Source organism: Vineibacter terrae (genome assembly GCF_008039615.1).
GTDB lineage: Bacteria > Pseudomonadota > Alphaproteobacteria > Reyranellales > Reyranellaceae > Vineibacter > Vineibacter terrae.
The window spans coordinates 77,774-102,130 of the sequence record NZ_VDUZ01000007.1 but is presented as its reverse complement, the minus strand read 5'-3'; the positions used below and the strand labels follow the sequence as shown (position 1 = coordinate 102,130).

At 67.6% G+C, this 24,357-nt stretch carries 21 protein-coding genes; 6 read left to right on the top strand and 15 right to left on the bottom strand.

Going from position 1 to position 24,357, the window contains the following annotated elements; translation table 11 throughout:
- Window positions 1–231: 231 nt before the first annotated feature.
- Window positions 232–1,749, bottom strand: a complete 1,518-nt coding sequence (locus tag FHP25_RS08215) for a UxaA family hydrolase (RefSeq protein WP_147846439.1) — start codon at window positions 1,747–1,749, stop codon at window positions 232–234.
- Between the two features lie 171 nt (window positions 1,750–1,920).
- Here FHP25_RS08215 and FHP25_RS08210 point away from each other — a divergent pair, with 171 nt between their 5' ends.
- The 3 genes from FHP25_RS08210 (at window position 1,921) to FHP25_RS08200 (ending at window position 3,823) form a co-directional block, all read left to right on the top strand.
- Entirely contained in the window at window positions 1,921–2,334 is a 414-nt protein-coding gene (locus FHP25_RS08210; RefSeq protein WP_147846438.1) for a VOC family protein, read from the top strand.
- A 105-nt stretch (window positions 2,335–2,439) separates the two neighbouring features.
- The gene (locus FHP25_RS08205) at window positions 2,440–2,832 is read left to right on the top strand and encodes a YkvA family protein (protein ID WP_147846437.1); all 393 of its coding nucleotides are present in this window, start codon (window positions 2,440–2,442) and stop codon (window positions 2,830–2,832) included.
- Between the two features lie 133 nt (window positions 2,833–2,965).
- Window positions 2,966–3,823, top strand: coding sequence for a branched-chain amino acid aminotransferase (locus tag FHP25_RS08200; RefSeq protein WP_218578263.1), 858 nt, complete (start codon window positions 2,966–2,968; stop codon window positions 3,821–3,823).
- Window positions 3,824–3,859: 36 nt separating this feature from the next.
- On the opposite strand, the gene FHP25_RS08195 is transcribed toward FHP25_RS08200, so the two are convergent.
- The 4 genes from FHP25_RS08195 to FHP25_RS08180 all read right to left on the bottom strand — a co-directional run bounded on the left by FHP25_RS08195 (window position 3,860) and on the right by FHP25_RS08180 (window position 9,552).
- Window positions 3,860–4,354 (bottom strand): MarR family winged helix-turn-helix transcriptional regulator, encoded by a 495-nt coding sequence (locus FHP25_RS08195; protein ID WP_147846435.1) that lies wholly within the window; start codon window positions 4,352–4,354, stop codon window positions 3,860–3,862.
- Between the two features lie 2 nt (window positions 4,355–4,356).
- Entirely contained in the window at window positions 4,357–5,511 is a 1,155-nt protein-coding gene (locus tag FHP25_RS08190; RefSeq protein WP_218578262.1) for an Acg family FMN-binding oxidoreductase, read from the bottom strand.
- 550 nt (window positions 5,512–6,061) lie between these two features.
- Window positions 6,062–7,672 (bottom strand): lysine--tRNA ligase, encoded by a 1,611-nt coding sequence (locus tag FHP25_RS08185; RefSeq protein WP_147846433.1) that lies wholly within the window; start codon window positions 7,670–7,672, stop codon window positions 6,062–6,064.
- Window positions 7,673–7,785: 113 nt separating this feature from the next.
- On the bottom strand, window positions 7,786–9,552 hold the full coding sequence (locus FHP25_RS08180) for a sulfatase-like hydrolase/transferase (RefSeq protein WP_147846432.1): 1,767 nt from the start codon (window positions 9,550–9,552) through the stop codon (window positions 7,786–7,788).
- 107 nt (window positions 9,553–9,659) lie between these two features.
- Here FHP25_RS08180 and FHP25_RS08175 point away from each other — a divergent pair, with 107 nt between their 5' ends.
- Window positions 9,660–12,506 (top strand): ATP-dependent DNA helicase, encoded by a 2,847-nt coding sequence (locus tag FHP25_RS08175; protein ID WP_231712244.1) that lies wholly within the window; start codon window positions 9,660–9,662, stop codon window positions 12,504–12,506.
- Between the two features lie 3 nt (window positions 12,507–12,509).
- On the opposite strand, the gene mscL is transcribed toward FHP25_RS08175, so the two are convergent.
- Both mscL and FHP25_RS08165 read right to left on the bottom strand, forming a co-directional pair.
- The gene (mscL, locus tag FHP25_RS08170) at window positions 12,510–12,932 is read right to left on the bottom strand and encodes a large conductance mechanosensitive channel protein MscL (RefSeq protein ID WP_147846430.1); all 423 of its coding nucleotides are present in this window, start codon (window positions 12,930–12,932) and stop codon (window positions 12,510–12,512) included.
- A 119-nt stretch (window positions 12,933–13,051) separates the two neighbouring features.
- Entirely contained in the window at window positions 13,052–13,990 is a 939-nt protein-coding gene (locus tag FHP25_RS08165) for an AEC family transporter (RefSeq protein ID WP_178133378.1), read from the bottom strand.
- A gap of 159 nt (window positions 13,991–14,149) precedes the next feature.
- On the opposite strand from FHP25_RS08165, the gene FHP25_RS08160 reads away from it, so the two are divergent.
- Together FHP25_RS08160 and FHP25_RS08155 are read left to right on the top strand one after the other, a co-directional pair.
- Complete coding sequence (locus FHP25_RS08160) at window positions 14,150–14,554, top strand: tellurite resistance TerB family protein (protein ID WP_147846428.1); 405 nt, start codon at window positions 14,150–14,152, stop codon at window positions 14,552–14,554.
- 356 nt (window positions 14,555–14,910) lie between these two features.
- Entirely contained in the window at window positions 14,911–15,777 is an 867-nt protein-coding gene (locus FHP25_RS08155) for a sulfurtransferase (RefSeq protein WP_218578260.1), read from the top strand.
- 3 nt (window positions 15,778–15,780) lie between these two features.
- Here the strand turns inward: FHP25_RS08155 and FHP25_RS08150 are convergent, their stop codons facing one another.
- From FHP25_RS08150 to FHP25_RS08115, 8 genes are all read right to left on the bottom strand, one after another.
- A complete protein-coding gene (locus tag FHP25_RS08150) occupies window positions 15,781–18,051 on the bottom strand; it encodes a xanthine dehydrogenase family protein molybdopterin-binding subunit (protein ID WP_147846426.1) in 2,271 nt (756 codons plus the stop codon).
- Window positions 18,041–18,541, bottom strand: a complete 501-nt coding sequence (locus tag FHP25_RS08145; protein WP_147846543.1) for a (2Fe-2S)-binding protein — start codon at window positions 18,539–18,541, stop codon at window positions 18,041–18,043. Before FHP25_RS08145 ends, FHP25_RS08150 begins: the two co-directional genes overlap by 11 nt.
- Window positions 18,541–19,413 (bottom strand): FAD binding domain-containing protein, encoded by an 873-nt coding sequence (locus FHP25_RS08140; protein WP_147846425.1) that lies wholly within the window; start codon window positions 19,411–19,413, stop codon window positions 18,541–18,543. The genes FHP25_RS08145 and FHP25_RS08140 overlap by 1 nt, the downstream gene beginning before the upstream one ends.
- Window positions 19,410–20,444: an LLM class flavin-dependent oxidoreductase gene (locus FHP25_RS08135; RefSeq protein ID WP_178133377.1), complete on the bottom strand. Its 1,035-nt coding sequence runs from the start codon at window positions 20,442–20,444 to the stop codon at window positions 19,410–19,412. Before FHP25_RS08135 ends, FHP25_RS08140 begins: the two co-directional genes overlap by 4 nt.
- 70 nt (window positions 20,445–20,514) lie before the next feature.
- Window positions 20,515–20,835, bottom strand: a complete 321-nt coding sequence (locus FHP25_RS08130; protein ID WP_147846423.1) for a RedY protein — start codon at window positions 20,833–20,835, stop codon at window positions 20,515–20,517.
- Window positions 20,804–22,384: a hydantoinase/oxoprolinase N-terminal domain-containing protein gene (locus FHP25_RS08125; protein WP_147846422.1), complete on the bottom strand. Its 1,581-nt coding sequence runs from the start codon at window positions 22,382–22,384 to the stop codon at window positions 20,804–20,806. Before FHP25_RS08125 ends, FHP25_RS08130 begins: the two co-directional genes overlap by 32 nt.
- Window positions 22,381–23,448: a DUF917 domain-containing protein gene (locus tag FHP25_RS08120; RefSeq protein WP_147846421.1), complete on the bottom strand. Its 1,068-nt coding sequence runs from the start codon at window positions 23,446–23,448 to the stop codon at window positions 22,381–22,383. Before FHP25_RS08120 ends, FHP25_RS08125 begins: the two co-directional genes overlap by 4 nt.
- Window positions 23,445–24,278, bottom strand: coding sequence for an IclR family transcriptional regulator (locus tag FHP25_RS08115; protein WP_147846420.1), 834 nt, complete (start codon window positions 24,276–24,278; stop codon window positions 23,445–23,447). Before FHP25_RS08115 ends, FHP25_RS08120 begins: the two co-directional genes overlap by 4 nt.
- Window positions 24,279–24,357: the final 79 nt, after the last annotated feature.

The following is a 24,357-nucleotide window of genomic DNA, read 5'->3' as shown; positions in this document are numbered from 1 at the left end:
CTCAGTCATCAAGCTGCGCCGCCAGCAGCGTGCGGGCACGCGCCACACCGCGCGCGGCGAGCGCGAACGCCGCGGCATTGTTCATCGCGCCGACCTGCTCCTGAGCGTCTGACTCGGCCATGAGCGCGTGGTCCTCGATGGCGAACAGCGTCGCGCTCAGCTCGTCATCAACGCTCCCGACCGTGACGAAGAAGCGCTCGACGATGCTGCCCTGCGCGTCGACCAGCCAACCTACATCGTCGCGCCGATCTTCCAGGGCTCGAACTCGTCGTCGCCGATGCCCAGCGCCTCGCTCCTGGTCTTCTCGCCCGAGGCCACGCGCAGGATCAGGTCGAAGATGCGCTGGCCGGCCTGCTGGATGCTCTCCTCGCCGTCGACGACGGTGCCGCAGTTGATGTCCATGTCGTCGGTCATGCGGCGGTACAGCGCGCTGTTGGTCGCCAGCTTGATCGACGGCGTGGGCTTGCAGCCGAACACGCTGCCGCGGCCGGTGGTGAAGCAGAGCACGTTGGCGCCGCCCGCCACCTGGCCGGTGGCCGCGACCGGATCATAGCCGGGCGTGTCCATGTAGACGAAGCCGCGGGCAGTGATCGGCTCGGCGTATTTGTAGACCTCGACCAGATTAGTGGTGCCGCCTTTGGCCACGGCACCCAGCGACTTCTCGAGAATGGTGGTCAGCCCGCCGGCCTTGTTGCCCGGCGAGGGATTGTTGTTCATCTCGCCGCCGGTCCTGGCGCAGTGATCTTCCCACCAACGGATGCGCTCGACGATCTTCTCGCCGACCTCGCGATTGACCGCCCGGCGCGTCAGCAGGTGCTCGGCGCCGTAGATCTCGGGCGTCTCGCTCAGCACCGCCGCGCCGCCATGGCGCACCAGCAGGTCGACGGCCGCGCCCAGCGCCGGATTGGCCGAGATGCCGGAATAGCCGTCGGAGCCGCCACATTGCAGCGCCAAGGTCAGGTGGCTGGCCGGCACGGCCTGGCGCTTCACGGCGTTGGCCTCGGGCAGCAACTCCTTGATGAAGCCCGTGGCGCGCATCACCGTCCTGGATACCCCACCCTCGTCCTGGATGGTCATCGGGATCATCATCGGGCCGGTGTTCAGCTTCTCGGCATTCATCAGGCCGGCCACCTGGTTGGCCTCGCAGCCCAGCCCCAGCACCACGACCGCCGCCATGTTGGGATGGCGCGCGTAGCCGGCCAGCGTGCGGCGCAGCACATCCATCTCCAGCCCGGCCGAGGCCATGCCGCAGCCGGTGCCATGCGTCAGCGGCACAACGCCATCGATATTGGGGAACGCGTCGAGCAGCGGTGTCACCTTGTTGGCGATCATCCGGCTGGTGGCGGCGGAGCAGTTCACCGTGGTGACGATGCCGATATAGTTGCGGGTGGCGACGCGTCCATCGGCCCGCACGATGCCCTGGAACATGGCGCGCTCGGCTTCGGGCACGTAGTCGGTGGGGTGCGCATCGGCACAGAAGGCATAATCGCGCTCGAAATCGCCCATGACGCAGTTGTGCGTATGGACATGTGTACCTGGCGGCAGGTCCTCGGTGGCGAAGCCGATGATCTGGTTGTACTTGCGGATGGGCGCGCCCTTGGCCACCGGCGCCGTCAGGATCTTGTGGCCAGGCGGCACACGCTGGATCGCCGCCACGCCGGGCTCGACATCGGTGCCCGGCAGGATGTCCATGCGAGCCACCACGACGTTGTCGGCAGCATGCAGGCGGATGGCGAGCGGGGCTGTCATGGGGCGTGCCCTCCGATGGTCTTCGTTCGATGCAGTCTAGACCCGAGAGGCCTCTGTCGGCCAGCGGACACAACCGGCCCCTGCCATTGACTTGGGAAATCGCCAGATTGTCTATACTCGACAAGCGGGTTTCATCCTGAATGACTGGCTTAACGAAGGCACAATCAAACCATGCGCGGCGCCATCCATCACCTCGATCTCACCGTGAAGGACCCCTGGGCCTCGCGTGCCTTTTACGAGGCGGTGCTGGGCTTGATGGGCTATCGGTGCGTCAAGGAAGACGCGCGTGGCTTCGACTGGGATCTCGTGACGCCGAACGGCAGCAGTTCGTGCTCGATCGGCATCGTCAAGGCCGAAGGCGACGGGCGCACACGCCCCCATGACCGGTATGCGCCGGGTCTGCATCACGTTGCATGGCGTGCGGACAGTCGCGCCGACGTCGATCAGCTATACGCACACCTGATGGACCTCGGGGCCACCATTCTCGACCCGCCGGCCGAGTATCCGCAGTATGGCCCCGGCTACTACGCGGTCTTCTTTACCGATCCGGACGGGCTGAAGCTGGAGTACGTCCACGCACCCTGACGGGCATCACGCATCGCTGGACGTCCACCGCGCGCCGGCGCAAACTGCCAAGCGTCCCGACAGACCTGACCCTGCGAGCCGGTTTCGCGAACAAGGGAGGGACGGATGATCCATATCGCACCCCCGCATGGCTGGACACGCCGCCTGGAACAGGAGGCGCTCGCCGTCTGGCTGGCGGCACAGGATCCGCGCACGCCCTGGACCGTGCAGTTCCTGGTGTTCGGCGCGGCCGTCTATGCCTTCAGCCCCATCGATCTCATCCCGGATGCCATCCCGGTGGTCGGCCTGCTCGACGATGCCGTGGTGGTGCCGCTGATCTTGTGGGGGGCGCTGCACCTCACCCCGGCGATCGTGCTGAGCGACGCCCGCAACGAGGCGGCACGCCGCCTGGACGCCGGCCTGAGCCTCTCTCGCACTACCGCTGCCCTCGTCGTGATCCTGCCCATCCTGGCTGCGGCTGGCCTCATCTGGTGGGCGTGGACGTCCTGGGCCCGCTGATCCAGGTAACGGCGATCCAGCATTCACCAGGGTGCAATCCGGATAGGTGTAACCGGACAATTTCTGACTCGAATAGGTCAGCCAAGTTGCTATTTTCCGCCCTCCAATGGCCCGCACGGGCGGAGGGACAAGAATGGATACCCTGACCTTCTGGGAGGGCAAGTGGCACGAGGGCAATCCGGCCCTGATGGGGCCGCGGGATCATGCCTTCTGGCTGGGCTCGATCGTGTTCGACGGCGGCCGCGCCTATGAGGGCTGCGGCCCGGACCTGGACCTGCATGCCGCCCGGGCGGTGCGCTCGGCGCGAACCCTGGGGCTTCAGCCTGCCCAGACGGCGGACGAGATCCTGGCGCTGTCCAAGGAAGCTGTGAGACGGTTCGGCAGCAAGGCCGAGCTCTATGTGCGGCCGATGTTCTGGGCCACCAAGGGGGGCCCCGGCCCGATCTCGATCGATCCCACCAGCACCAGGTTCTGCCTCTGCGTCTATGTCTCGCCGCTGCCCAACGGGCAGGGTTTGTCGCTGGGCCTGTGCCGCACGATCCGCCGGCCGACGCCGGAGAGCGCACCGACCGCCGCCAAGGCGTCGTGCCTCTACCCCAACTCGTCGCGCGGCGTGGCCGAGATCCTGGCCCGCGGCTTCCAGAACGGCGTCGTGCTCGATGCGCTGGGCAACGTGGCCGAGACCTGCAGCTCCAACATCTTCCTGGTGAAGGACGGCGTTGCGATCACGCCGATCGCCAACGGCACCTTCCTTGCCGGCATCACCCGCAACCGCACGATCCAGCTGCTGCGTGGCAGCGGCACCCGTGTCGAGGAGCGCACCGTGCTGCCGGGCGAGCTCGACAGCGCCGACGAGATCTTCACCACCGGCAACGCAGGCAAGGTGCAGCCGGTGATCCGCTATGAAAGCCGTGAGCTGCAGCCGGGCCCGATCGGGCGCAAGGCTGCCCAGCTCTACCGCGACTACGCGCACACGCAGCGGATCTGTTGAGGATTCTGCCGTTGCCGGGTGACGTCGCCCGCGGCGTCACCTGTTGTCATCCAGCCATCTCTTGAGCCGGTCGAGCCGGGCGAACAGCTGCTCCTGCTCGGCCGATGACCAGCCGTCGAACGCCGGCGTCAATGCGTTCGTGAAAACGGCGACGGCCTGATTGTGGCGTGCCAACCCGGCCGGCGTCAGGAACAGCAGCTTGGAGCGGCCGTCCTCGGGATTTGCCTCCTCGCGCAGCCAATGCTTGGCCAGCAGCTTCCGGATGGTCTTGGTGATGCCGGGCTGCGGCTGCTGCATGGCCCGCGCCACGCTCGTCACCGTCTTCCCTTCGGCCGGACGGTGGCTGAAGTGGTTCAGCATGATGAATTGCGGCAGCGCCAAGCCATGATCCTTCAGCAGCCGGTTGGCCTGCGTGCCGACAAGCTGGTCGATGATGCCGATCCAGTTGACGATACGGAAGGGCAGCGGGTTTGCCGATGCGGGCGCCGGCGATGCCGTGTCCTGCTGCGGGGTGCGGCGCGCTGCTGGCATGCTCAGGCCATCACGATGCTGTCGGGCGACCGACGGGGCGTCGGCCCAGGATCGGCAGCATAGCCGAGGCGGAAGAACATCTGCACGGTGTGACCATCGGGCATGCCGGTCGCCTTGTGGATGGCGCGATGCATGTCAGCCATCTCGGCGAACTCCTGCAGGGCCTGGCTATGCGGATGCATCGCCACCCCCAGCTCGGTGGCCTTCAGGTTGAGCCGCACATAGGCACGCCCCGCCGCGATCTGGGCCGTGCGCGTGTTGAGCGGTGTCGCGATCCAGCCGAAGGCGACAGCGCTGGCATAGCCGGTCATGATGACGTCGCGGCCGCCTTTCCAGGCCAGCGTGCCGGGGGTCATCGCCTTGTCGCGCGTGAAGATGCCGGCGTGGCGCAGCGCCCAGATCATCGGCCCGGTGAGCACCAGGCCGTCACGATGGGTTGCGATCTCATCGGCGCCGATGCGCAGGCGGTCGATGCTTTCCTTGTGAGTGCGCGGCGTCATCATCTCGACCTCGCTCGCGCCGGCGGCAATCGCACGCAGCGCATCGAGCGCCGCTGGATCGGTCGCGAAATCGAGCGTCAGGTCGCTGACTGCGCGGTGCGCCGCCGCAAGGGCCGCCAGGTGCGCCGCCGACACGGGCTGCTTCGCATACTCGGTCTTGATCGAGCGCCGGTGCGGGATCTGGGCGAACAGCGGGTCGACCTTGATCGTGCTGTCCCTGACCAACCGCACGCGCGCCACGGGCCGCGCATCGATGCGTTCGGCCTCGAACTCGCCACCGGGAAACAGCACGATCTCGGCGCGATAGCCGTCGGCTGCCAGCGCCAGGACCAGCAGCTCGAGGAACGTCCCCTGCCCCACGACAATCTGCCGGCTGAAGGGATCGGTCTGCGGCAGCAACCGCTCGCGATCGACATACAGCACGATCTCGTCCGGCTGCCTCAGGTCCACCAGCCAGGCCTGCATGTTGTGCGGATTGGGCGCCAGCATCGCCCACGCAAGCGCACGCCGCCGCGGGTCGCGCTCTTGCGGCCTGGGGCCGCGCCAACCCTCGACCGCAGCCGCCGGCATGGCATCCAGCCGCGGCACCGCCACCGCCGTCCCTGCTGCCAGAACGATGCCGCCGCCGATCACGCGGATGAAATTGCGTCGGGCCATGGCCATGTCGATCCCCATAACATTCCATGGAATTCATTTTATATTCTACGGAATATATTATGGCAAGCGCAGACTGCCCTGGCCGAAGGTATCTCCGGGAACTTGAAATGAGCCTATGCGACTTTGCGAGATTTTCGCCGGCCAGCGCGCTCAATCAGGCGCGCGATGTTGTCCTGGCGGCGGAGCTTGATGAAGGCGCCCCCACGCTACACGGCCACTGCCACTCGCGAAGTCAGTCCGACAGCGCATCTACCTCGTGTGGGCGTCGTGACATTTGCTCGTATCTGACGAGAAGAGCTTGACAATTGTGCACAAATAAGGTACAAAAACCCACTCTCGCTGCCGTGGGAGCAACTCGTACCTTTCAAGGCAAGGCGCTTCAGACAATTGTGGACCGACGACCACTATGACAAAGCCGGACTATGAAAAGGTTCAACCCAGTTGGCTGCCAAAGCCATCCGTGTCGGCTTTGGCCGAAAGCGTCGCCAGCCACCTCGACCACAAGCCTGGCGACGACATCACAAAGGCTCTCAAACGGCTGGGAGGCCGCCTATGCGGCTTCGCCGAGATCGTCGCCGGCCAGCGCACGGTCGATCAAGTGCACGACGTTATCGCGGCCGTAGAGCTTGATGAAGGCGCCCATGCGCGGGCCCTGCTCGCTGCCCAGCAGCACCTCGTAGAGGGTCTTGAACCACTGCCGCAGCTCGGCCTGCGCAAAGTGCCGCTTGCCGGCTTCATAGACCTCGTTCTGGATGAACTCGGCGCTGGCATCCTCCGGCAGACGGCGCAGCGTGTCGGCGAGATCGGCCAGCGCCGCCCGCTCCGCCGGCGTCGGCAGCCGGAACTTCTTGTGCGCCTTCACGAAGTCGACGTAGTAGGCCACCGCGTTGGCCAGCAGCCGATCGAGGTACGGCGCGTTTTGCGGCGTGGCGCCCGGCACATAGCGGCGCAGGTACTGCCACAGCACGTCCTTGTCGTCGGTGTGCGCCACGCCCGCCAGGTTCAACAGCATGGCAAAGCTGACGCCGCCTGCATGATGCTCGGGGGCCTTGCCGTCATGGACATGCCAGGCGGGATTCTCCATCACCCTGGCCGGCTCCTCCTTCGGGAGCTTCTCGACCAGCGACAGGTATTCGTCGACGGCGCGCGGGATCACGTCGAAATAGAGCCGCTTGGCGCGCCGCGGCTGCTGATGCATGTAGAGCGCCAGGCTCTCGGGCGGTGCGTAACGCAGCCACTCCTCGACCGACAGCCCATTGCCCTTGGACTTGGAGATCTTCTTGCCTTCCTGGTCGAGGAAGAGCTCGTAGTTGAACCCTTCCGGCGGTCGCCCGCCCAGGATCTTCACGATCCTGGCGCTGAGCTCGGCCGACGGGATCAGGTCCTTGCCGTACATCTCGTAGTCGACGCCCAGCGCGAACCAGCGTCCGGCCCAGTCGGCCTTCCATTGCAGCTTGACGTTGCCGCCCGTGACCGGTGTCTCGACCAGGCTGCCGTCCTCGTCGCGGTAGACGATGGTGCCGGCGTCGGGGTCAATCTTGACCACCGGCACCTGCAGCACGCGGCCGGTCTTGCGGCAGATCGGCAGGAAGATGCTGTAGGTCTGCTGCCGCTCCTCCCCCAGCGTCGGCAGCATCACGGCCAGGATCTCGTCGTAGTGCCGCAGCATGGCCAGCAGCATGGGATCGAAGCGGCCCGACTTGTACCAGTCGGTGCCCGACTGGAACTCGTAGTCGAAGCCGAACGAATCGAGGAAAGCCCGCAGGCGCGCGTTGTTGGCCGCGCCGAAGCTGGGATGCTCGTTGCTGAACGGGTCCGGCACCGACGTCAGCGGCTTGCCCAGATGCGCTGCCAGCATCTCCTTGTTGGGGACATTGTCGGGCACCTTGCGCAGCCCGTCCATGTCGTCGGAGAAGCAGAACAGCCGGGTCGGGATGTCCGACAGGCGACGGAATGCCTGGCGCACCATGGTGGTCCGCACGACCTCGCCGAAGGTGCCGATATGCGGCAAGCCTGAAGGGCCGTAGCCGGTCTCGAACAGCACGTAGCCCTTGGCCGGCGTTTTCGACACGTCCGCCCCGCCGAGCCGCGCGACGATCTTGCGCGCTTCCTCGAAAGGCCAGGCTCGTGCCTGCTCCGCCAGTTGCCGCTCCGTGCTCATGAGTCGCTGCTTTCAGGTGTGCCGCAAAATCCGCGTCCGCGCGGAAACGGCCAACCTAGGGACGCGCCGGCACAGCGTCAATCTCCCAGGGCCGCGACAAGCCATAGCACGAGCTAGAACGCGACGGCGCTCAGCTCGTCGAAGATGTATTGCTGGTACGCTGAGAGCGTTTCGGTGTCGGCGCACTCGGTGAACAGGCCTTCGCAACGCTCGCGCAGGCGGACATTGGCCGCGAAATATGGATCCTTGGGCAGCCCGGCGATATCGAGGATCAGGCCGCCCAGCAGCGCCACATCGAGCATCCGATAGGCTGCCGACACGCGATAGCCGGACCGCGGCAGGCCGCCGCCCGTCTGGATGTTGAAGTAGGTGACGAAGTCGGCCGGCGCCCGCTGGGGCTGCGGGCGTTTGGGCACGCCGCGCAGCAGGCCCTCGAAGGAGGGCTGATGGTCGCCGAAATGGGCCAGCACATAGGGCTGCCCGCGCCGGGCCATCGCCGCATCGAAATCGCGCATGGCGTCGCTCGACCACGCCAGCCGGGTCAGGTAGTCGTTCAGCTTGGCGTTCAGCTCGCGCTCGATGGTGGGAAACGTCGGCCGGTCGTCGCGTGGGGGCTGACCGTTCAGCGCGGCAGCATGCGGCCCGTGCTGCTGCAGGGTCAGCATGAAGATGAACAGCGGCGCCCGGTCGGGCTTGGCGTCCTCCTCGGCGATCACCTGCCGCACATACGCCAGCATCTCGCGGTCGGACAGGTCCCAGTAGCCCTGGCGATGGCCGCTGGTGATCAGCGGGTGCGGCAGCACCTGGTCGAAGCCATAGAGCGGATAGGACACCGCGCCGCCATAGGCATGCTTCTCGACCGGGTAGACCACAACCGTGCGGTAGCCCAGCATCTTCAGCCAGCGCGGCAATGTGTACTTGACCCGCGGCAGGACCTTGGACGGCGCGAACTGCCCGGCCTGGCCGAACAGCGAATGCGGCATCCCGGCAAGCAGGGCGAACTCCGACAGCCAGGTGAGCCCGCCGACCACGTGCACCCGCAGCGGACCGACGGCCGCGCTGTTGGGCATGCCGGTCAGCAACGGCTTTTCGCAAAGGTCCGGCGTGCAGAACGGCAGGATGCGCTGCGGGTTGAAGGTCGATTCCTCCAACACCACCACAATGTCGGGCCGCCTTGCCGAGACCGCCGGAGATGCTGCCACGCCCGTGGCCAGCCAGGGGCTGATCGGCGCCGCGAAGACCGGCCGCTTGAGGCCCATATGCATGGACGACGCGAAGAAGCGGCTGATCACGTCCCAGTCGCTGTTGGCCGTCGACGGATCGGCATCCTCCGCCGTCGCCACCGACAGCGGCCCGGGGCCGGGAACCACCACGACAAGCCCTGCCAATGCGACGGCGATAGCACCGGCCGACGTCCATGCGCGGTTCCGGGCCGGTCGTGGCGGTTCGAGCCGCACCGCGGCGATGCAGTAGGCGGTGAACACGGCCAGGCCACCGACAAAGATCCACGACAGCTGCGGATAGCCCTGCAGCAGCAGGTCGCTGATCTCAGGCCGCAGCAGCAGCGAGACGTCCTCGATCAGCATCGGGGCCCGCAGATACTCGAACTTGGCCAGCGACAGCGCGTGGATGGCGACGATGAACAGCGACACAAGCCCCAGGCTGAAAGCCGGCCGGCGCGTGACGCCATACACCAGCAGCGCCAGCAGTCCGAAGATCAGGAAGACATAGGTCTGCTGGAGCAGCCCGCTCTCATCACGCTGCACGAGATAGGCCATCCAGCCGGCACAGAGCAGCTGCGCGACCAGCAGCAGCGCGCTCAGGATGGCCTTCGTGCGTGACGGGCGGAGGGAATCAACTGCGGCGCGGTCGGTGACCACGTTGCGGGCCTTGTCATTATTCCGTCTTGGGACCGTAATGTTCTATGTAACAATTCTGTCGAAAAAAAGCCGATCGCATCCGTGAATGCATCCGGAGCCTGCGCCGGGTGTGCTATGCCCGCGCCATGATGCAGAGCCTGCCACCCGCCGGCGGTGCCCGAAGCCAGCCCGCGGCACTGGTCGTGACCGCGAGCACGGCGGCATGGGCAGGCTGGGACGGCGCGGTCGAGACTCTGACGCACAGCGCGGCCCGGGCGCGCGCGACGCTGGAGATGCCGGTGGTCTGCCATTTTCCGGCGACCGCCCTGCGGCTGGGCCTCGAGGACTTCCCGGCCCATGACGCCCTGGAGCTGTTTGCGTTCGCACGCCCGGCGACCTTCTGCCTGCCGACCGTGCGGGGTCTGGCGGAAGCCCTCGACCTGCCGCTCCCGACCAGCACCGAAGCCGAGGCGCGCACCCTGCTCGCGGTCATCTCGGCCCTGCTCGACGAGATCGCCGACCGCGCCCATCGCGAGCCACCCGAAACCCAGGCGCTGGCGCTGGCGATGCACCATGGCGGATGGCCATGGGGAGCGGCGGTGCTGCAGGCGCTGGGCATCGCGCCGCAGACGCCGCGGCCGCGCGGCCTGGCCGGGCTCGACGTCTGGAAGCGGCTGCCCATCTGGGAGGACGATCCTCCGGCGACGCCGCCGGCATCGCATCCGGTGGAGCCGCCGGAAGCCCGCAGCCGGCTGGCGCAGCTCCTGGCGCGGGGCGGCGCACCGGCCGAGCCGCGGCCGACGCAGAGCGACTACGCTTCGGCCGTGTCGCTGGCCTTCCGGCCGCGCGAGCGCGAAGGCGAGCCTCATGTCGTGCTGGCCGAAGCCGGGACCGGCGTCGGCAAGACCCTCGGCTATGTCGCGCCGGCCTCGCTATGGGCCGAAAAGAACGGGGCGCCGGTATGGATCGCGACCTTCACGCGCAATCTGCAGCGCCAGATCGACAACGAGCTCGACCGGCTGCACCCCGACCGCATCACCAAGCGCAGCAAGGTCGTGATCCGCAAGGGACGTGAGAACTATCTCTGCCTGCTGAACTTCGAGGAAGCGGCGCAGCGCGCCATCACCAATCCTGCCAATGCTGTCGGCCTGGGCCTGCTGGCGCGCTGGATCAGCGCCACCCGCGACGGCGACATGGTGGGCGGCGACCTGCCGGCGTGGCTGGGCGCCCTGATCGGGCGCAGCCGCCTGATGCGGCTGGCCGACCATCGGGGTGAGTGCATCTACGCCGGTTGCGAGCACTATCGGCGCTGCTTCGTCGAACGCACCATCCGCCGGGCGCGGCATGCCGACATCGTGGTCGCCAACCACGCCCTGGTGATGATGCAGGCAGCCACGGGCGGCCTGGACGACAATGCGCGACCCAGCCGTTATGTGTTCGACGAGGGCCACCATCTTTTCGACGCTGCCGATGGCGCCTTCGCCGCCCACCTGACCGGCATCGAGACCGCCGATCTGCGGCGCTGGCTGCTGGGCGCCGAAGGACGGCGCGGCAGCCGGGCACGCGGACTGGAGCGCCGTGTCGCCGAGCTGGCCGAGGACGACGCAGCCATCGCCGGCGCGCTTCGCACCCTGCTGGCGGCGGCGCGCGAGCTGCCGGCCGCCAACTGGCAGACGCGCCTGGCCGACGGCACCGTGCTGGGCGCACCCGAGGAGTTTCTCGCCCTCGTGCGCCAGCAGGTCCTGGCGCGCTCCACCGCCGACGAGAACGCCTACGGTATCGAATGTGACGTCCGCCCGACGGCGCCCGGCCTCGTCGGGGCGGCGCAGAGCTGCGTCGAGACGCTGGAGCGGCTCCTGCGTCCGGCTGCAGCGCTGCGCCAGGCGCTGCGCGCCAAGCTCGACGACGAGGCGGCGGAGCTCGACACGGCGACACGCAATCGCATCGAAGGCGTCTCGCGCTCGCTGCTCAATCGCTGTGAGCTGCAGCTGCGGGCATGGATCGCCATGCTGCGGGCGCTGGAGTCGGATACCCCCAGCGAGGCGTTCGTCGACTGGTTCGCGATCGCGCGCATCGAAGGCCGCGAGATCGATGTCGGCATGTACCGGCATTACCTCGACCCGATGGAACCGTTCGCCGAGGCTGTGGTGAAGCCGGCGCATGGCGTCGTAGTGACATCGGCGACCCTGCGCGACTGGAGCGGCGCCAACGACCCGCCACCGGCGCCGCCGATCGGGGTCGCCACCCAGGAGGCCGCCGACTGGCAGGTGGCCGAGGCCCGCACCGGCGCACGGCACCTCACCGCGCCGGCGATCCGGGCGGCCGTCGCCTCGCCCTTCGACTATGCGACGCAGACCCGGGTTCTGGTGGTGCGCGACGTCGGCCGCGACTCCCTGGAGCAGGTGGCCGCCGCGTATCGCGAGCTGTTCCTGGCCGCCGATGGCGGCGGGCTGGGACTGTTCACCGCCATCGGCCGGCTGCGGGCCGTGCATGGCCGCATCGCCGAGCCGCTGGAAGCGCACGGCATCCCGCTCTACGCGCAGCATATCGGCGGCATGGACGCAGCCACCCTGGTCGATATTTTCCGCGCCGAGGAACGGTCCTGCCTGCTGGGCACCGACGCGGTGCGCGACGGCGTCGATGTGCCGGGGCGCTCGCTGCGGCTGATCGTCTTCGACCGCGTGCCCTGGCCGCGACCCGATATCCTTCACCGGGCACGCAAGCTCGCCTACCGTGCCGAGGGCCATCCGCCCAACGCGTACGATGACATGCTCACCCGCTTCCGCCTGAAGCAGGCCTTCGGCCGCCTGGTGCGGCGCGCTGACGACCACGGCGTGTTCGTGATGCTGGACAACCGGCTGCCATCGCGGCTGATGACAGCCTTCCCGGCCGGCGTTCCGATCCACCGCATCGGCCTCGCCGACGCAGTGCGTGAGACCAGGCTGTTCCTGGAGTCGGCCGGCGGGCCGGCTTGAGCTCTACTGCTTCTTCAGCAGATCCCTGATCTCGATCAGCAGCTCCTGGTCGCGGGTCGGCGGCGACGGCGCCGCCGGCGCCGGGGCGGCCGCTTCCGCGCGCTTCATGCGGTTCACGCCCTTGACCACCATGAACAAGGCCCAGGCAATGATCAGGAAGTTGATGGCGATCGTGACGAAGTTCCCATAGCCGAGCACGACGCCGGCCTTCTTGGCGTCGGCCAGCGAAGCGCCCGCCGGCACGCTGCCCTTCAGCACGATGTACAGGTTCGAGAAGTCGACCGTGCCGAACATGCCAATGATCGGCATGATGATATCGCCCACAAAGGATTCGACGATCTTGCCGAACGCAGCGCCGATGATCACGCCGATGGCGAGATCAAGGACATTGCCCTTCATTGCAAATTCTTTGAACTCCTGGAGCATATTCCCCACTCCTTCGCATGACCGCGATGCGCTTCCGCGGACGCGAAAGTATGACGCGCGCAATAGGCCTTCATCAAATCTTTTGTGGGTAGCGGCGCGCGCGCACGCTACCTATCGCATCAGCCGATACTCAGCAGCACCAGGAGCGCCGACACCGTGGCCACCGACGCGACCGTGGACAGCAGGATGGTGCCTGAGGCGCCCTCGACGAACGTCTCATACTCCTTCGCCACCACGAAGGCGTTGGCCGCCGTCGGCAACGCCGCGCACAGGACCGCAGCCTTGCCCCACATCGTCCCCAGGTCGAGGAACCAGGGCAGCAGCGCCAGTGCGATCAACGGCTGCAGCAGCACCTTGCCGAGGCTGGCCACGAAAACCTCGCGCCGCGCAGAGCCCAGCCCTTTGTCCGACAGGAAGAGGCCGATGGCAAACAAGGCACAGGGGGCGGCCGCCGAGCCGAGCAGGTCGAGGAAGTGCATCACAGGCTCCGGCACCGCAATGCGCAGCGCGCTGACCATCGCGCCCAGCGCCACCGCCTGAACGATCGGGCTGCGCAGCACCGCCCGCAGCACGCGCCCGCGCGCAGCCTGAGCGCCGTGGCCGCGCTGGACATCGACCTCTACAAGAATGAGCCCGAAGGTGAGGATGCCGGCCGCGCCGAGGACAGCCGCCAGGGTTCCCGGCAACGCGCCTTCAGGCCCGAATGCCGTGACGCAAAGTGGGATGCCCATGTATCCGACATTGCCGAATGATGCCGACAGGCCGAACAGGCTCATATGGGCCAGCCGCGCCCCCGACATCAGGCGCGCAGCCACCATCCCGGCGACGTAGGTGAGCAGCATGCTGCCACCGAAGACGATGACGAACGCGCCGTTCAGCACTTCGGCGATGCTGACCTTGGCCAGCGCCGTGAACAGCATGGCCGGCAGCGCGAACCAGCCGACGAAGCCGTTGAGCGCCATCGTGCCGTGCGGTCCCAGCAGCCGCAACCGGCCCCCGAGCCAGCCGATGCCGATCAGGGCGAAGACGGGAAAGGCGACGGTGAGAAGGACGTGCACGCGGCCCGCACGGAACGAGACGACGGGACAGAGCGGGACGCTCCGCGCCACGCACCATAGAGATCGGACGCCGGCACGTCGAGCCGGCCGCCCGCTTGACCCGTCTCGCCACGCCGGGCACACCGGGCGACAGCGATTCAATCGGAAGAAGGAGCGACCATGTCGGCACTGCAGGACGGCCTGATCTGGACCATGGTGCTGGCATCGGCGGCTGACCGTGACCTGTCTCCGGCCGAGGTCGACACCATGCGCGACCTCGTCGAGCACCTGCCCGTCTTCAGAGGCTTCAAAGCCGACCGCCTGCCGACGGTGACGGAGGCTTGCGCCACGGCGCTGGTCGCCGATGGCGGGCTGGACAAGGTGACAGCCTTCATCCGCAAGACGGTGCCGAAGCGCTTCGGCGAGACGGCCTATGCCCTGGCGTGCGATCTGATCGCCTCCGAAGGCCAGGTGCGCGACACCGAAATCGGGGTGCTGGACCTGCTGGCCGAGCTGTTCGATATCGATTCGCTTACCTGCGCGGCACTGGAAACGGCGGCTCGGGCGCGTTACGCCAAGCCCTGATCAATCGCACTGCGGAACAATACCTACCGCCCATCGTAGGTCGCGCGTGCAAATAACACAATGAATGCGAATTCACATCCACGGGATTGTCACAGCACATCACAGGATTGACACAAGTCTTTGGGAAAGTTAGAAACAAGGCGTTCGTTAAGTTATATGCGAACGCATCCTCCTGCCGGCCGGTGCAATTGCGACCTGCGCCGGCCGGCCTTGGATCCCCATACGGATCCAAGGGCGTGCAGATATTAGGTCGCAAAGTGTGGCGTGTCGCAGATATTCGCACTGCGAACGCCGATGGCCTTGAGCCCTTCCCCCATCATGATCCATTCTCGCCGCCGGCCATGGCGGAGGTGATCGTGGATGTCCTGATTTCAACGGCTGACCTTTCAGCGCGGCTGAGCAGCCCGGCGGCTCCGCTCGTCTTCGATTGCACGACCTTCCTGCGGCCGCGGCCGGAGGGTGGCTTCACGATCGAGACCGGCCGTCGGCTCTACGATGAGCGCGGCCACATTCCCGGTGCCGTGCTGCTGGACCTGCAGGCCGACCTTTCCGATCCGGCCAGCAAGCTGCGTTTCACCGCGCCGCGGCCCGACACGCTGGCCCGTGCTTTTGCCGACAAGGGCATCGGCGACGACAGCGACGTGGTGCTGTACTGCGACGGCGACATCTGGTGGGCAACGCGCGTCTGGTGGCTGCTCTGGTCGATCGGCTTCGACCGTGCCGCCGTCCTCGATGGTGGCCTGAAGAAGTGGATGGCGGAGGGACGCCCCTTGGAAAAGGCGGCACGCACCTATCCGCCGGCGGCGCTGACGGCGCGGCCGCGGGCGGAGGCCTTTGTCGACAAGCAGGGCGTGCTTGCAGCCCTGGACGACAACAACGCCGTGGTCGTCAATTGCCTGCGGCCGGAACAGCATGACGGCAGCAGCCCCGTCCATTACGGCAGGCCAGGCCACATTGCCGGCAGCCTCAACGTGCCGGCGGCCGGGCTGTTCAATCCGGACAATACCTTCAAGTCGCCTGCCGAGCTCGCCAAGATCTTCGAGACTGTCGACGCGCGCGACGGCAGGCGGGTCGTCGCCTATTGTGGCGGCGGCATCGCCGCCACCGGCGATGCCTTCGCGCTGAAGGCCGTGCTGGGACACCGTGACGTGACGGTGTACGACAACTCGCTGCAGGAGTGGGCGACGGATCCGTCGCTGCCGATGGCGACCGCAGGCCGGTAGGCGCTACGGCTCGCCCTTCAAGCGCAGCAGGATCTTCTCGGCCGTGATCGGCAGCGAGGTGATCCACAACCCGGTCGCCGCGGCGACGGCGTTGGCGATGGTGGCCGGCGGCTCGATGCAGGGCGGCTCGCCGACACCCTTGGCGCCGTATGGGCCGGCGGCGCTCGGGCATTCGACCAGGATCGATTCGATGGGCGGCACGTCCAGCGACGTCGGCATCTTGTAGTCGGTGAGGTTGGCGTTCAGCACGCGCCCGTCCTGGTAGACGATCTCCTCCGACAAGGCCTGGCCCAGGCCCTGGCTCACGCCGCCCTCGATCTGGCCTTCGATGTAGGTCGGGTTGATCGCATAGCCGACGTCCTGCGCCACCACGTAGCGATTGATCGTCACCTCACCGGTCTCGGTATCGACGCTCACATCGGCGGCGTGCGCGTGGAAGCTCGGCGTGTTCCAGACCGGCAGCGGGTGGTTCTCCACGCGTGCGGGATCGTAGGCCGGCGGCGGATTGAGCGCGGTGCCGCGCGCGACGAGCCCGCCGCCCGTGTATTGCTGGCGCGCAATGTCGGCCAGGGGAATGCGCTTGTCGCCCGCGACCACGCATTTGTCGCGCAGCATCATCTCCTCGGCCGGCACGCCATGCTGGGCCGCGACCAGCGCGAACAGCTGCTGCCGCAGATCGGCCGCCGCGGCCCGGCAGGCATTGCCGACGGAAAACGCGGTACGGCTGCCCTGCGCGCCATAGTCGTAGGGCACATGCAGCGTGTCGACGGTCGCGACCCGCACATCCTCGAGATCGAGCGACAATTCCTCGGCCAGGATCTGCGCCGCGCCGGTGAGGGCGCCGGTGCCGAGCTCGACGGCGCCGCTGGTGAGGGCCACGGTCCCATCGCCGTTGAGCTTGATGAACACGGCCGACGAGCCGCCCGTGGTCATCCACCAGCTGCAGGCGATACCCTTGCCACGGCCCGGCTCTGCGGCGCGGTCATGCCAGCCGATGGCATCGGCGGCGCGGCGCAGGCATTCCTCGATGCTGACATCCTTCAGGACCTCGCCGGCCGGCCCGAGGTCGCCTTCACGCACGATGTTGCGCAACCGGATCTCCAGCGGATCGATGCCGAGATCCTTCGCGATGATGTCCATCTGCGATTCGACGGCGAAGTTCGCCATCGGACCGGACGGCGCACGGAACGAGCCGCTGGGCACCTTGTTGGTGTAGACGGCGAGGCTCTCCATCAGCAGGTTCGGTGTGCGGTACGGACCCACCAGGCATTGCAGCGCGACCGCGCCGGTGCCCGGCCCCGAGCCCGAGCAGGCGCCGCAATCGACGACCACACGCCCCTGGCGGGCCAGGATCCGACCGTCGGCGCTGACCGCGGTCTTCACCGTGATGATCGCGGCCTGGCGCGGATGCGCCGCGATCAGCTCTTCCTCGCTGGTGGTGATCATCTTCACCGGACGGCCGGACTGGCGCGCCAGCAGCGCCGCGAAATGCTCGACGCCGATCCGCAGCTTGCCGCCGAAGCCGCCGCCGATGCCGGGGACCACCACGCGGATGCGCGAAACAGGCAATTCCAGGATGTCAGCCAGCGTGGCCTGCACCTCGAACGGCAATTGGCCGTTCGACCACACGGTGAGCACGCCGGTGCTGTCCCACGCCGCCGATGCCGCCCGCGGCTCGGTATAGCCGGCGTGCTGCAGCGCCGTGGTGAAGCGGTGCTCGTAGACGCGATGGGCCTGCGCGAAGGCAGCCTCGACATCGCCGTGCCGCATGCGGGAGCGACCGGCGATATTGCCTTCGCGGGCGATCACCGGCAGCGCGACGTAGTCCTGCCAGTCCGGATGCAGCAGCGGCGCGTCGGGTGCCAGCGCCGCCTCGGGATCGAACAGCGGCGGCAGCGGCTCGAGCTCGACCGCGATCGCGCTCAACGCCTGCTCGGCGATCTCCAGCGTGTCGGCTGCCACCGCCGCCAGTGGATGCCCGACGAACCGCACCGTGTCGGTCGCGAACACCGTCTGGTCCTTGACGGCATTGCCGTAGCGTACTTGCGGCACGTCGGCGCTGGTGATGACGGCGCGCACGCCGCGCATGGCGCGGGCGGCGCTGACATCAATCCGCGTCAGGCGCGCATGCGGCATGTCGCTGCGCAGCACCTTGCCGTAGAGCGTTCCCGGCAAGGTGACATCCGTGCCGTAGACGTAGCGGCCGGTCGCCTTGGCGGCGCCATCGAGGCGCGGCAGCCGCCGACCGGCGACCGTGTTCTGGTTAGGGCGCATCTTCTTGTGCCCCTTTCCCGGCGCGCTCGGCCGCCACCGCAGCGATGGCGTCGATGATCTTCTGGTAGCCGGTGCAGCGGCAGAGGGTGCCGGAGATCGCCTCGCGGATCTCGTCGCGGGACGGCATGCGATCCGGGTGCTCGTCGAGATACGACTTGGCGGTCAGGATCATGCCGGGGATGCAGTAGCCGCACTGCACGGCCCCGTGCTTCACAAATGCCGCCTGCAGCGGATGCAGATGCTCGGGGTCGCCCAGGCCCTCGATGGTGACGATGCTGCGTCCGGCGCACAGCGACGCCAGCAGAATGCAGGAATTCACGGCCTTGCCGTCAAGCAGCACGGTGCAGACGCCGCATTCGGCTTCCAGGCAGTTCTCCTTGCTGCCGGCAAGGCCGATCTGGCCCCGCAGGACGTGCAGCAGCGTCCAATGCGGCTCGATCAGCAGGTCATGCTGCTCGCCATTGATCGTCAGCGTCAGGGGATTGCGCATCACGTCCGCCCCTCCCGGATCCGCGTGACGCAGATCCGCAGCGCGCGCGGCACCAGCGCCTCCACCAGCAGGCGGCGGTAGCGTGCCGAGGCGCGCACGTCGCTGATCGGGTTGCAGGCGGCCGCCGCCGCCTGCGCGGCGTCGCGCAACGCGGCGTCGTCCGGAACGCGGCCGACCAAGGCCTTCTCCGCCTCTCCGGCCCGCATGGCGGTCGCGCCGACGGCGCCCAGAGCGAGGGAAGCAGCCGCACAGCGCCCTTCGTCATCGAGCGTGAGGCGTGCCGCGACACAGACCACGGAGATCTCCATCGCCTTGCGGCGGCCAGCCTTGAGGAACGCCGTGGCGCTGCGTTGCGGCAGCCGTGCAATGTGAATGCAATCGATCAGCTCGCCGGCTTCGCGCGCCGTGCGCCCGGGCCCGAGCAGAAAATCGCCCAGCGCCAATGTGCGCGCCCCGCGCGGACCGACCAGCGATACACGGGCGTCCAGCGCCAGCAGCGGCACGACGACATCGGCGGCCGGCGATGCGTTGGCGATGTTGCCGCCGACGGTCGCGATGTTGCGGACCTGATGCCCACCGACCACGCGCGCGGCTTCCACCAGGCCACGCAATGCGTCCTGGAACGGCGGATGCCGCTCGACCGCCTTGTGCGTCGCGAGCGCGCCGATCGCGAAGCCATCCGGCGTCTGCGCAATCCCGGCCAGCTCGTCCAGGCGATTGAGATCGATCAGGTGCGCCGGCGTCTGCCGCTTGCGGTTGATCTGGATGACCAGATCCGTGCCGCCGGCGATGAAGCGCCCTGCATCGCCGAATTGCTGCGACAGCGCGATCGCGTCGGCGACGGACTGCGGATGGTGCACCTGGAAGCTCATGCCGGGGTCGCAGCCTCCACCGCTGGCCAGATACGGGTTCCGAAGATCCTGATCGTATCGTCGATCGAGCAGCCCGGGCTGGCCAGTGGCCGGATGATGATCGAATCGATACCCGCCTTGCGCAACGCAATCACGTGCTCGGTGATCTCATCGGCGGTGCCTGCCAGTGTGAAGGCGTCGACATGACGATCGGAGACCAGCGGCAGGAGCTTCAGATAGGGCTTCACGCCCTCGGCGTAGGGCGCCGGTCCCACCGAGGCGACGGCGTCGGCCGGCAGCGTCAGGCCCTCCGCTTCGGCAGTGGCCAGCTTCAGCGAGCCGCGGCCCAGCAGGCGGGCGACACCGGGCCGCACGACATCGCGGGCGGCGCGGCCGTCGTTGTCGACGCAGGCGTTCAGGCGCGCGACCAGCTTGACCTCGGCCGGATCACGCCCGGCTTTCTGCGCCCCGCGCACGATCTCGGCCTTCAGCGCCTGCACCTCAGCCACCGAGCCGCAAGCCTCCATGATGAGCGCATCCGCGACGGCCCCTGCCGCACGCTGCCCCAGGGGGCCGTTGCTGGCGACATGGATCGGGATGTCGGACCGCACCGGCTTGAAGCTCAGATGGCCGTCGTTGAACTTGATGACCTCGCCCTGGAAATCGACCTGGCCGCCCTTGAGCAGCTCCCGGATCAGCGCGATCGACTCGCGGATCGCGCGCGGCGGCTTGTTGTGGACGATGCCCAGCTCGCCGAAGCCGGAGATGCCGGCCCCGAGGCCGAGAATGGCGCGCTGGCCGGAAATCTCATCCAGGGTCGCGATCGCCATGGCGGTGAGCGCCGGGTGCCGCGCGAATGGATCGGTGACACAGGGGCCGAGCTTCACGCGCGAGGTGTTGACGGCGAAGATCGAGAGGCAGGAATAGACCTCGCGGTAGAAGCGCTCGTCTGCAAGCCAGACCTTGTCGAAGCCGTTGGCCTCGGCGAGCTTGACGCTCTCGACCATGCGGTTGATCGAGGAATCGCCGAGAACGAGCAGCTCGATGGTCATGATACGGATCCCGGGTGGAGTGAAGTGCTGCTTCCAACCTTCTCTCCGCGCAGCGGAGAGAAGGGACGTTCTAGTCGACCACGTTGGTCCGGATATAGACGTTCTTGGTGCGGTCCAGGAACTGTCCGTAGAGCTCATCGAGCAGGGCCTTGCCCTCGGGCGAGGCGAGGTCCTTGCGATGCTGCTCGGCGTCCTTCACCTCGATGCGCTCGACGTAGCGCCAGCCGGCATTCGGGACGCCTTCGACCGGCGCATCAATGCGATGCACGACGTAGCTTATGAAATTCGGATTGCTGCGCGTGTACGCGTAGTCGCGCTCACGCACCCAGCGCTCATAGTCGGCCGGGTCGACGCCCGGCTTAAGCGTGCTGATGACGAACGTCACGGGCATTTGGCGTGCTCCCTTGCCTGGAATTGATGTCACCGACGACCTTCACGCGCACGCGCAGCGCGTTGCCGGGAAGGTAGGCGATCGGGATGTCCTCGGCCTCGACCAGCGAAAGCGTGCTGGCATCGGCCCCCGCCTCCACGGCGCGTTCATCGGCCAGCGCGCGGGCCTTGGCAACAGCCTCGGTCCGCGACAGGTCCTGGAAGACCTGGTCAACGTCACCGCTGACCTGCGCAATGGCCGCACCCACGGCATTGGCGCAGCCGCCATGCTCCGTGCGGATGACGCGATCCACGCCCTCGAGGCGATCGGGGATGAGGAACGCGCCGCCGCCGACCGCCAGCAGGGTCACGCCACCGGCCGCCGTCTTGATGCGATCGACATGCTCTTCGACCATGGCCTGGGCGCGCCTCAGCGCGCCCTTGATCAGGGCCGCCGGCAGATGTGCAACCCGCTGCCGCTCGCCGATGTCGAGCAAGCCGGCAGCCACGGCGATATCGGTGCCCGTGAGCTGCGTGCCGCCGAACACCAGGGCTTCCTGGGTCAGCCGGAAGCCGACGCTCTGCGGCCCGATGGTCATCTTTTCGGTATCGACCAGGCTGCCGCCGCCAAGCCCGATCGAGATCAGGTCGGGCATGCGAAACAGCGTGCGCACGCCGCCGATATGCACGACCGTGTTGGCCTGGCGCGGGAAGCCGTTCTGCAGATGACCGAAATCGGTGGTGGTGCCGCCGACATCGGCCACCACCGCCTCCTGCAGCGACGACAGGTATGCGCCGCCGCGCATCGAGTTGGTCGGCCCCGAGGCGAAGCTGTAGACCGGCAGCGCGACGGCGTGCGCCGCGGCAGCCACCGTGCCGTCGTTCTGCGTGATGAAGAGCGGCGCATCGATGCCGCTGCTGCGCATCGCCTCCTCGAAGCCCTTGACGGTATCGCGGGCAAGTGCGATCAGCGCCGCGTTCAGCAGCGCCGCGTTCTCCCGTTCCAGCACGCCGATGCCGCCCAGCATGTGCGAGCAGGTGACCGAGATCCCCGGCACCTCCTCCTGGAGGATCGCCGCCACCGCATCCTCGTCCGAGGGATCGAGCGGCGAGAACATGGCCGTGACCGCCGCATAGGCCAGCCCGCGCCGCCTGATCTCGCGCGCCGCCTCGCGCACCTGCGTGACGTTAAGCGGCATGAACCGGCGGCCATCGTAGTCGTGGCCGCCCTCGATCATCCAGATGCCGCCGTCCACGAGGTGCGCCAGGTCGCGGGGCCAGTCGCAGAACGGCGGCAACGCCGTCGTGGCCGGCGCGCCGATCCGGATGGCGGCGACCTTGTGCAGCTGCTTGCGCTGGATCACCGCGTTGATGAAGTGAGTCGTGCCGACCAGCACGGCGTCGACGTCGGCCCCGTCACCCGACTGCGCGCGCAAGGCACGCATCGCGGCGAGGATGCCGCCGGTCACATCGGCGGTGGTCGATGCCTTGACGGCGCCGTCGACACGGCCGTCATTGATCAGGACGGCATCCGTGTTGGTGCCGCCGACGTCGATACCGATGCGTTTCACGATGAAAATACCGAGCGGAAGTCGATGTCATGGCCGAACGCGCGCGGCCCTACGTTCTGCAGGCCGCGCGGCGTGAGGAAGATCTCCGGCGACGGCAGCACGATCACGGTGACGCGTTGTCCGTAGCGCACCATCTCGGTGCCGATCGCCTCGCCGCTGTCGCTGTCCAGCACGCAGATCAGCTCCGGCGTCGACGCCAGCGGCCGGCCGTCGTGCCAGGCCACCGTCCATTCGTTCTGGAAATCCAGCACGATCGTCTCGCGCCCGTCGCTCTCCAGCACGGCACGGCCGCGCAGGAATCCTTCCGTGGTGCGCCGCTCGACCTCGACGACCTTGCCGGCCAGCAACCGCTTGCCGCGTTCGGCCTTGAGGATCGCCGCGATCGGATCTTCGTGGCGGCGGTTGGCGTCCATCACCGCCTTGCCCAGGTTGATGGCCTTGGTCGTGGTGTAGGGAATGCCCCAGCGCTTGACCTCCGCGCCGGTGCGCGGCGCCTTGCAGGTGGCAGCGATGGAGCCAAACTCGGTGCACACCTTGCGGCTGGTGCGCTCCATCCATTTCCAGGTCGCGGCGCGCGAGACGATCACCTCGTTGCCGCGCGGGTCGATCGACGTGAGCGGTGCCGGCGCGAGATCACCGACCGCGAAGGTGGTCATCTGCGCTTCCGGATAGGCCCGGCCCATGGCGTCGGCGTCGACCACCGGGATCTTCAGGTGCGCCGCGGCCATCAGCGGCTGCATCGCGTTGCCGCCGCCGATCTCGATCGCCATCACCGCCCTGAACTTGCGGCCGATATACTCCTCCATCACCTCGACCGAGCGCGCCGTCATGCGGCTGTCGACGAGGCGCTCCTGGGTCACCAGCGGCGCGCCCATGTAGGACACCACGGCGACGTCGTCGCCATCGGCCAGCGCCTGCGGGTCCATCAGGGTCACGCGCAGCCCCTCGTCGTAGAGCCGGCGCATGTTGAGAAGCCCGTGATACGGACTGCCGCCGCCGCCCGTGCCCAGGATCCAGGCACCCACGGCCAGCGCTTCGATATCGTCAGCGGAAAGCTCTCTCATGCCGCAACTGCCTTGGGGGCCTTCACCCGCGTCCAGAATTGATCATCGACCTGCGTCGCCAGGCGCCGCGCGGCATCGGTCAGCGTCACGGCGAAGCGACGGCGCTCCAGCTCTGACACCGGATGCGCCGGGAACGACACGCAGAACGCCAGCGTCTCCGCACTTGCCCGATCCGCGATGCTGACCGCCACCGACCCGACGCCCGGCACGCCTTCGTCGATCGCCTCGCACCAGCCGCAGCGGCGGATCTGGTCGATGCGCTCCATCAGCTCGCCCATGTTCTGCGGCGCGTTCGGCGAAGGCGGCACGAGCGGCTGCGGATGCAACGCCTTGATGGCCTCGTTGCTCAGCCGTGCCAGCAGCGTCCGGCCGGTCGAGGTCGCGAACGCCGCCATGCGGCTGCCCAAGGGCGTCACCACGCGCAGGGTCTCGGGTCCGATATAGGCGCGCAGCACCAGCGCATCAGCGCCGTCGAGTATGGAGATATAGCCGCCGTGCCGCACCGCGCGACAGATCTCGCCCAACGCGTTGTCGGTGAGATCCATCAAGGTCGAATTGCGTCCGTACAGACGCGAGATCTCGAAGAACACGTGGCCGACGCGGTAGCGCGGTGTCGCCCCCACGTTCGCCAGCAGCCCTTCCCGCAGCATCGACTTGAGCAGCCGCGAGGCCGAGCTCTTCGGCATGTCGAGCAGCCGCGAGACTTCGGTGACCGAGAGCTCCGGCCGTTCCGTGGAGAAGAGACGCAGCACGGATACTGCGTTCGAGAGGGCTGACATCGTTGAAAGTTGCAAAAAATGGAACTGGAGTTGACAATAATGCAACCACACGATTTATTCAAGCTCTCTTGCGTGCGGGGACGTCTCGGAACGCGGGGCAAGACCCGCGCCGGACACTGGTGACGTGGAG

Excerpts from the sequence above, each read along its gene's own strand:
- FHP25_RS08120 (WP_147846421.1), bottom strand. The coding sequence starts at position 23,448 with ATGAGAGAGCTTTCCGCTGACGATATCGAAGCGCTGGCCGTGGGTGCC.
- FHP25_RS08205 (WP_147846437.1), top strand. The coding sequence starts at position 2,440 with ATGATCCATATCGCACCCCCGCATGGCTGGACACGCCGCCTGGAACAG.
- FHP25_RS08215 (WP_147846439.1), bottom strand. The coding sequence starts at position 1,749 with ATGACAGCCCCGCTCGCCATCCGCCTGCATGCTGCCGACAACGTCGTG.
- FHP25_RS08150 (WP_147846426.1), bottom strand. The coding sequence starts at position 18,051 with ATGCGCCCTAACCAGAACACGGTCGCCGGTCGGCGGCTGCCGCGCCTC.
- FHP25_RS08160 (WP_147846428.1), top strand. The coding sequence starts at position 14,150 with ATGTCGGCACTGCAGGACGGCCTGATCTGGACCATGGTGCTGGCATCG.
- FHP25_RS08130 (WP_147846423.1), bottom strand. The coding sequence starts at position 20,835 with ATGCCCGTGACGTTCGTCATCAGCACGCTTAAGCCGGGCGTCGACCCG.
- FHP25_RS08195 (WP_147846435.1), bottom strand. The coding sequence starts at position 4,354 with ATGCCAGCAGCGCGCCGCACCCCGCAGCAGGACACGGCATCGCCGGCG.
- FHP25_RS08200 (WP_218578263.1), top strand. The coding sequence starts at position 2,966 with ATGGATACCCTGACCTTCTGGGAGGGCAAGTGGCACGAGGGCAATCCG.
- FHP25_RS08190 (WP_218578262.1), bottom strand. The coding sequence starts at position 5,511 with ATGGCCCGACGCAATTTCATCCGCGTGATCGGCGGCGGCATCGTTCTG.
- FHP25_RS08145 (WP_147846543.1), bottom strand. The coding sequence starts at position 18,541 with ATGCGCAATCCCCTGACGCTGACGATCAATGGCGAGCAGCATGACCTG.
- FHP25_RS08140 (WP_147846425.1), bottom strand. The coding sequence starts at position 19,413 with ATGAGCTTCCAGGTGCACCATCCGCAGTCCGTCGCCGACGCGATCGCG.
- FHP25_RS08210 (WP_147846438.1), top strand. The coding sequence starts at position 1,921 with ATGCGCGGCGCCATCCATCACCTCGATCTCACCGTGAAGGACCCCTGG.
- mscL (WP_147846430.1), bottom strand. The coding sequence starts at position 12,932 with ATGCTCCAGGAGTTCAAAGAATTTGCAATGAAGGGCAATGTCCTTGAT.
- FHP25_RS08135 (WP_178133377.1), bottom strand. The coding sequence starts at position 20,444 with ATGACCATCGAGCTGCTCGTTCTCGGCGATTCCTCGATCAACCGCATG.
- FHP25_RS08185 (WP_147846433.1), bottom strand. The coding sequence starts at position 7,672 with ATGAGCACGGAGCGGCAACTGGCGGAGCAGGCACGAGCCTGGCCTTTC.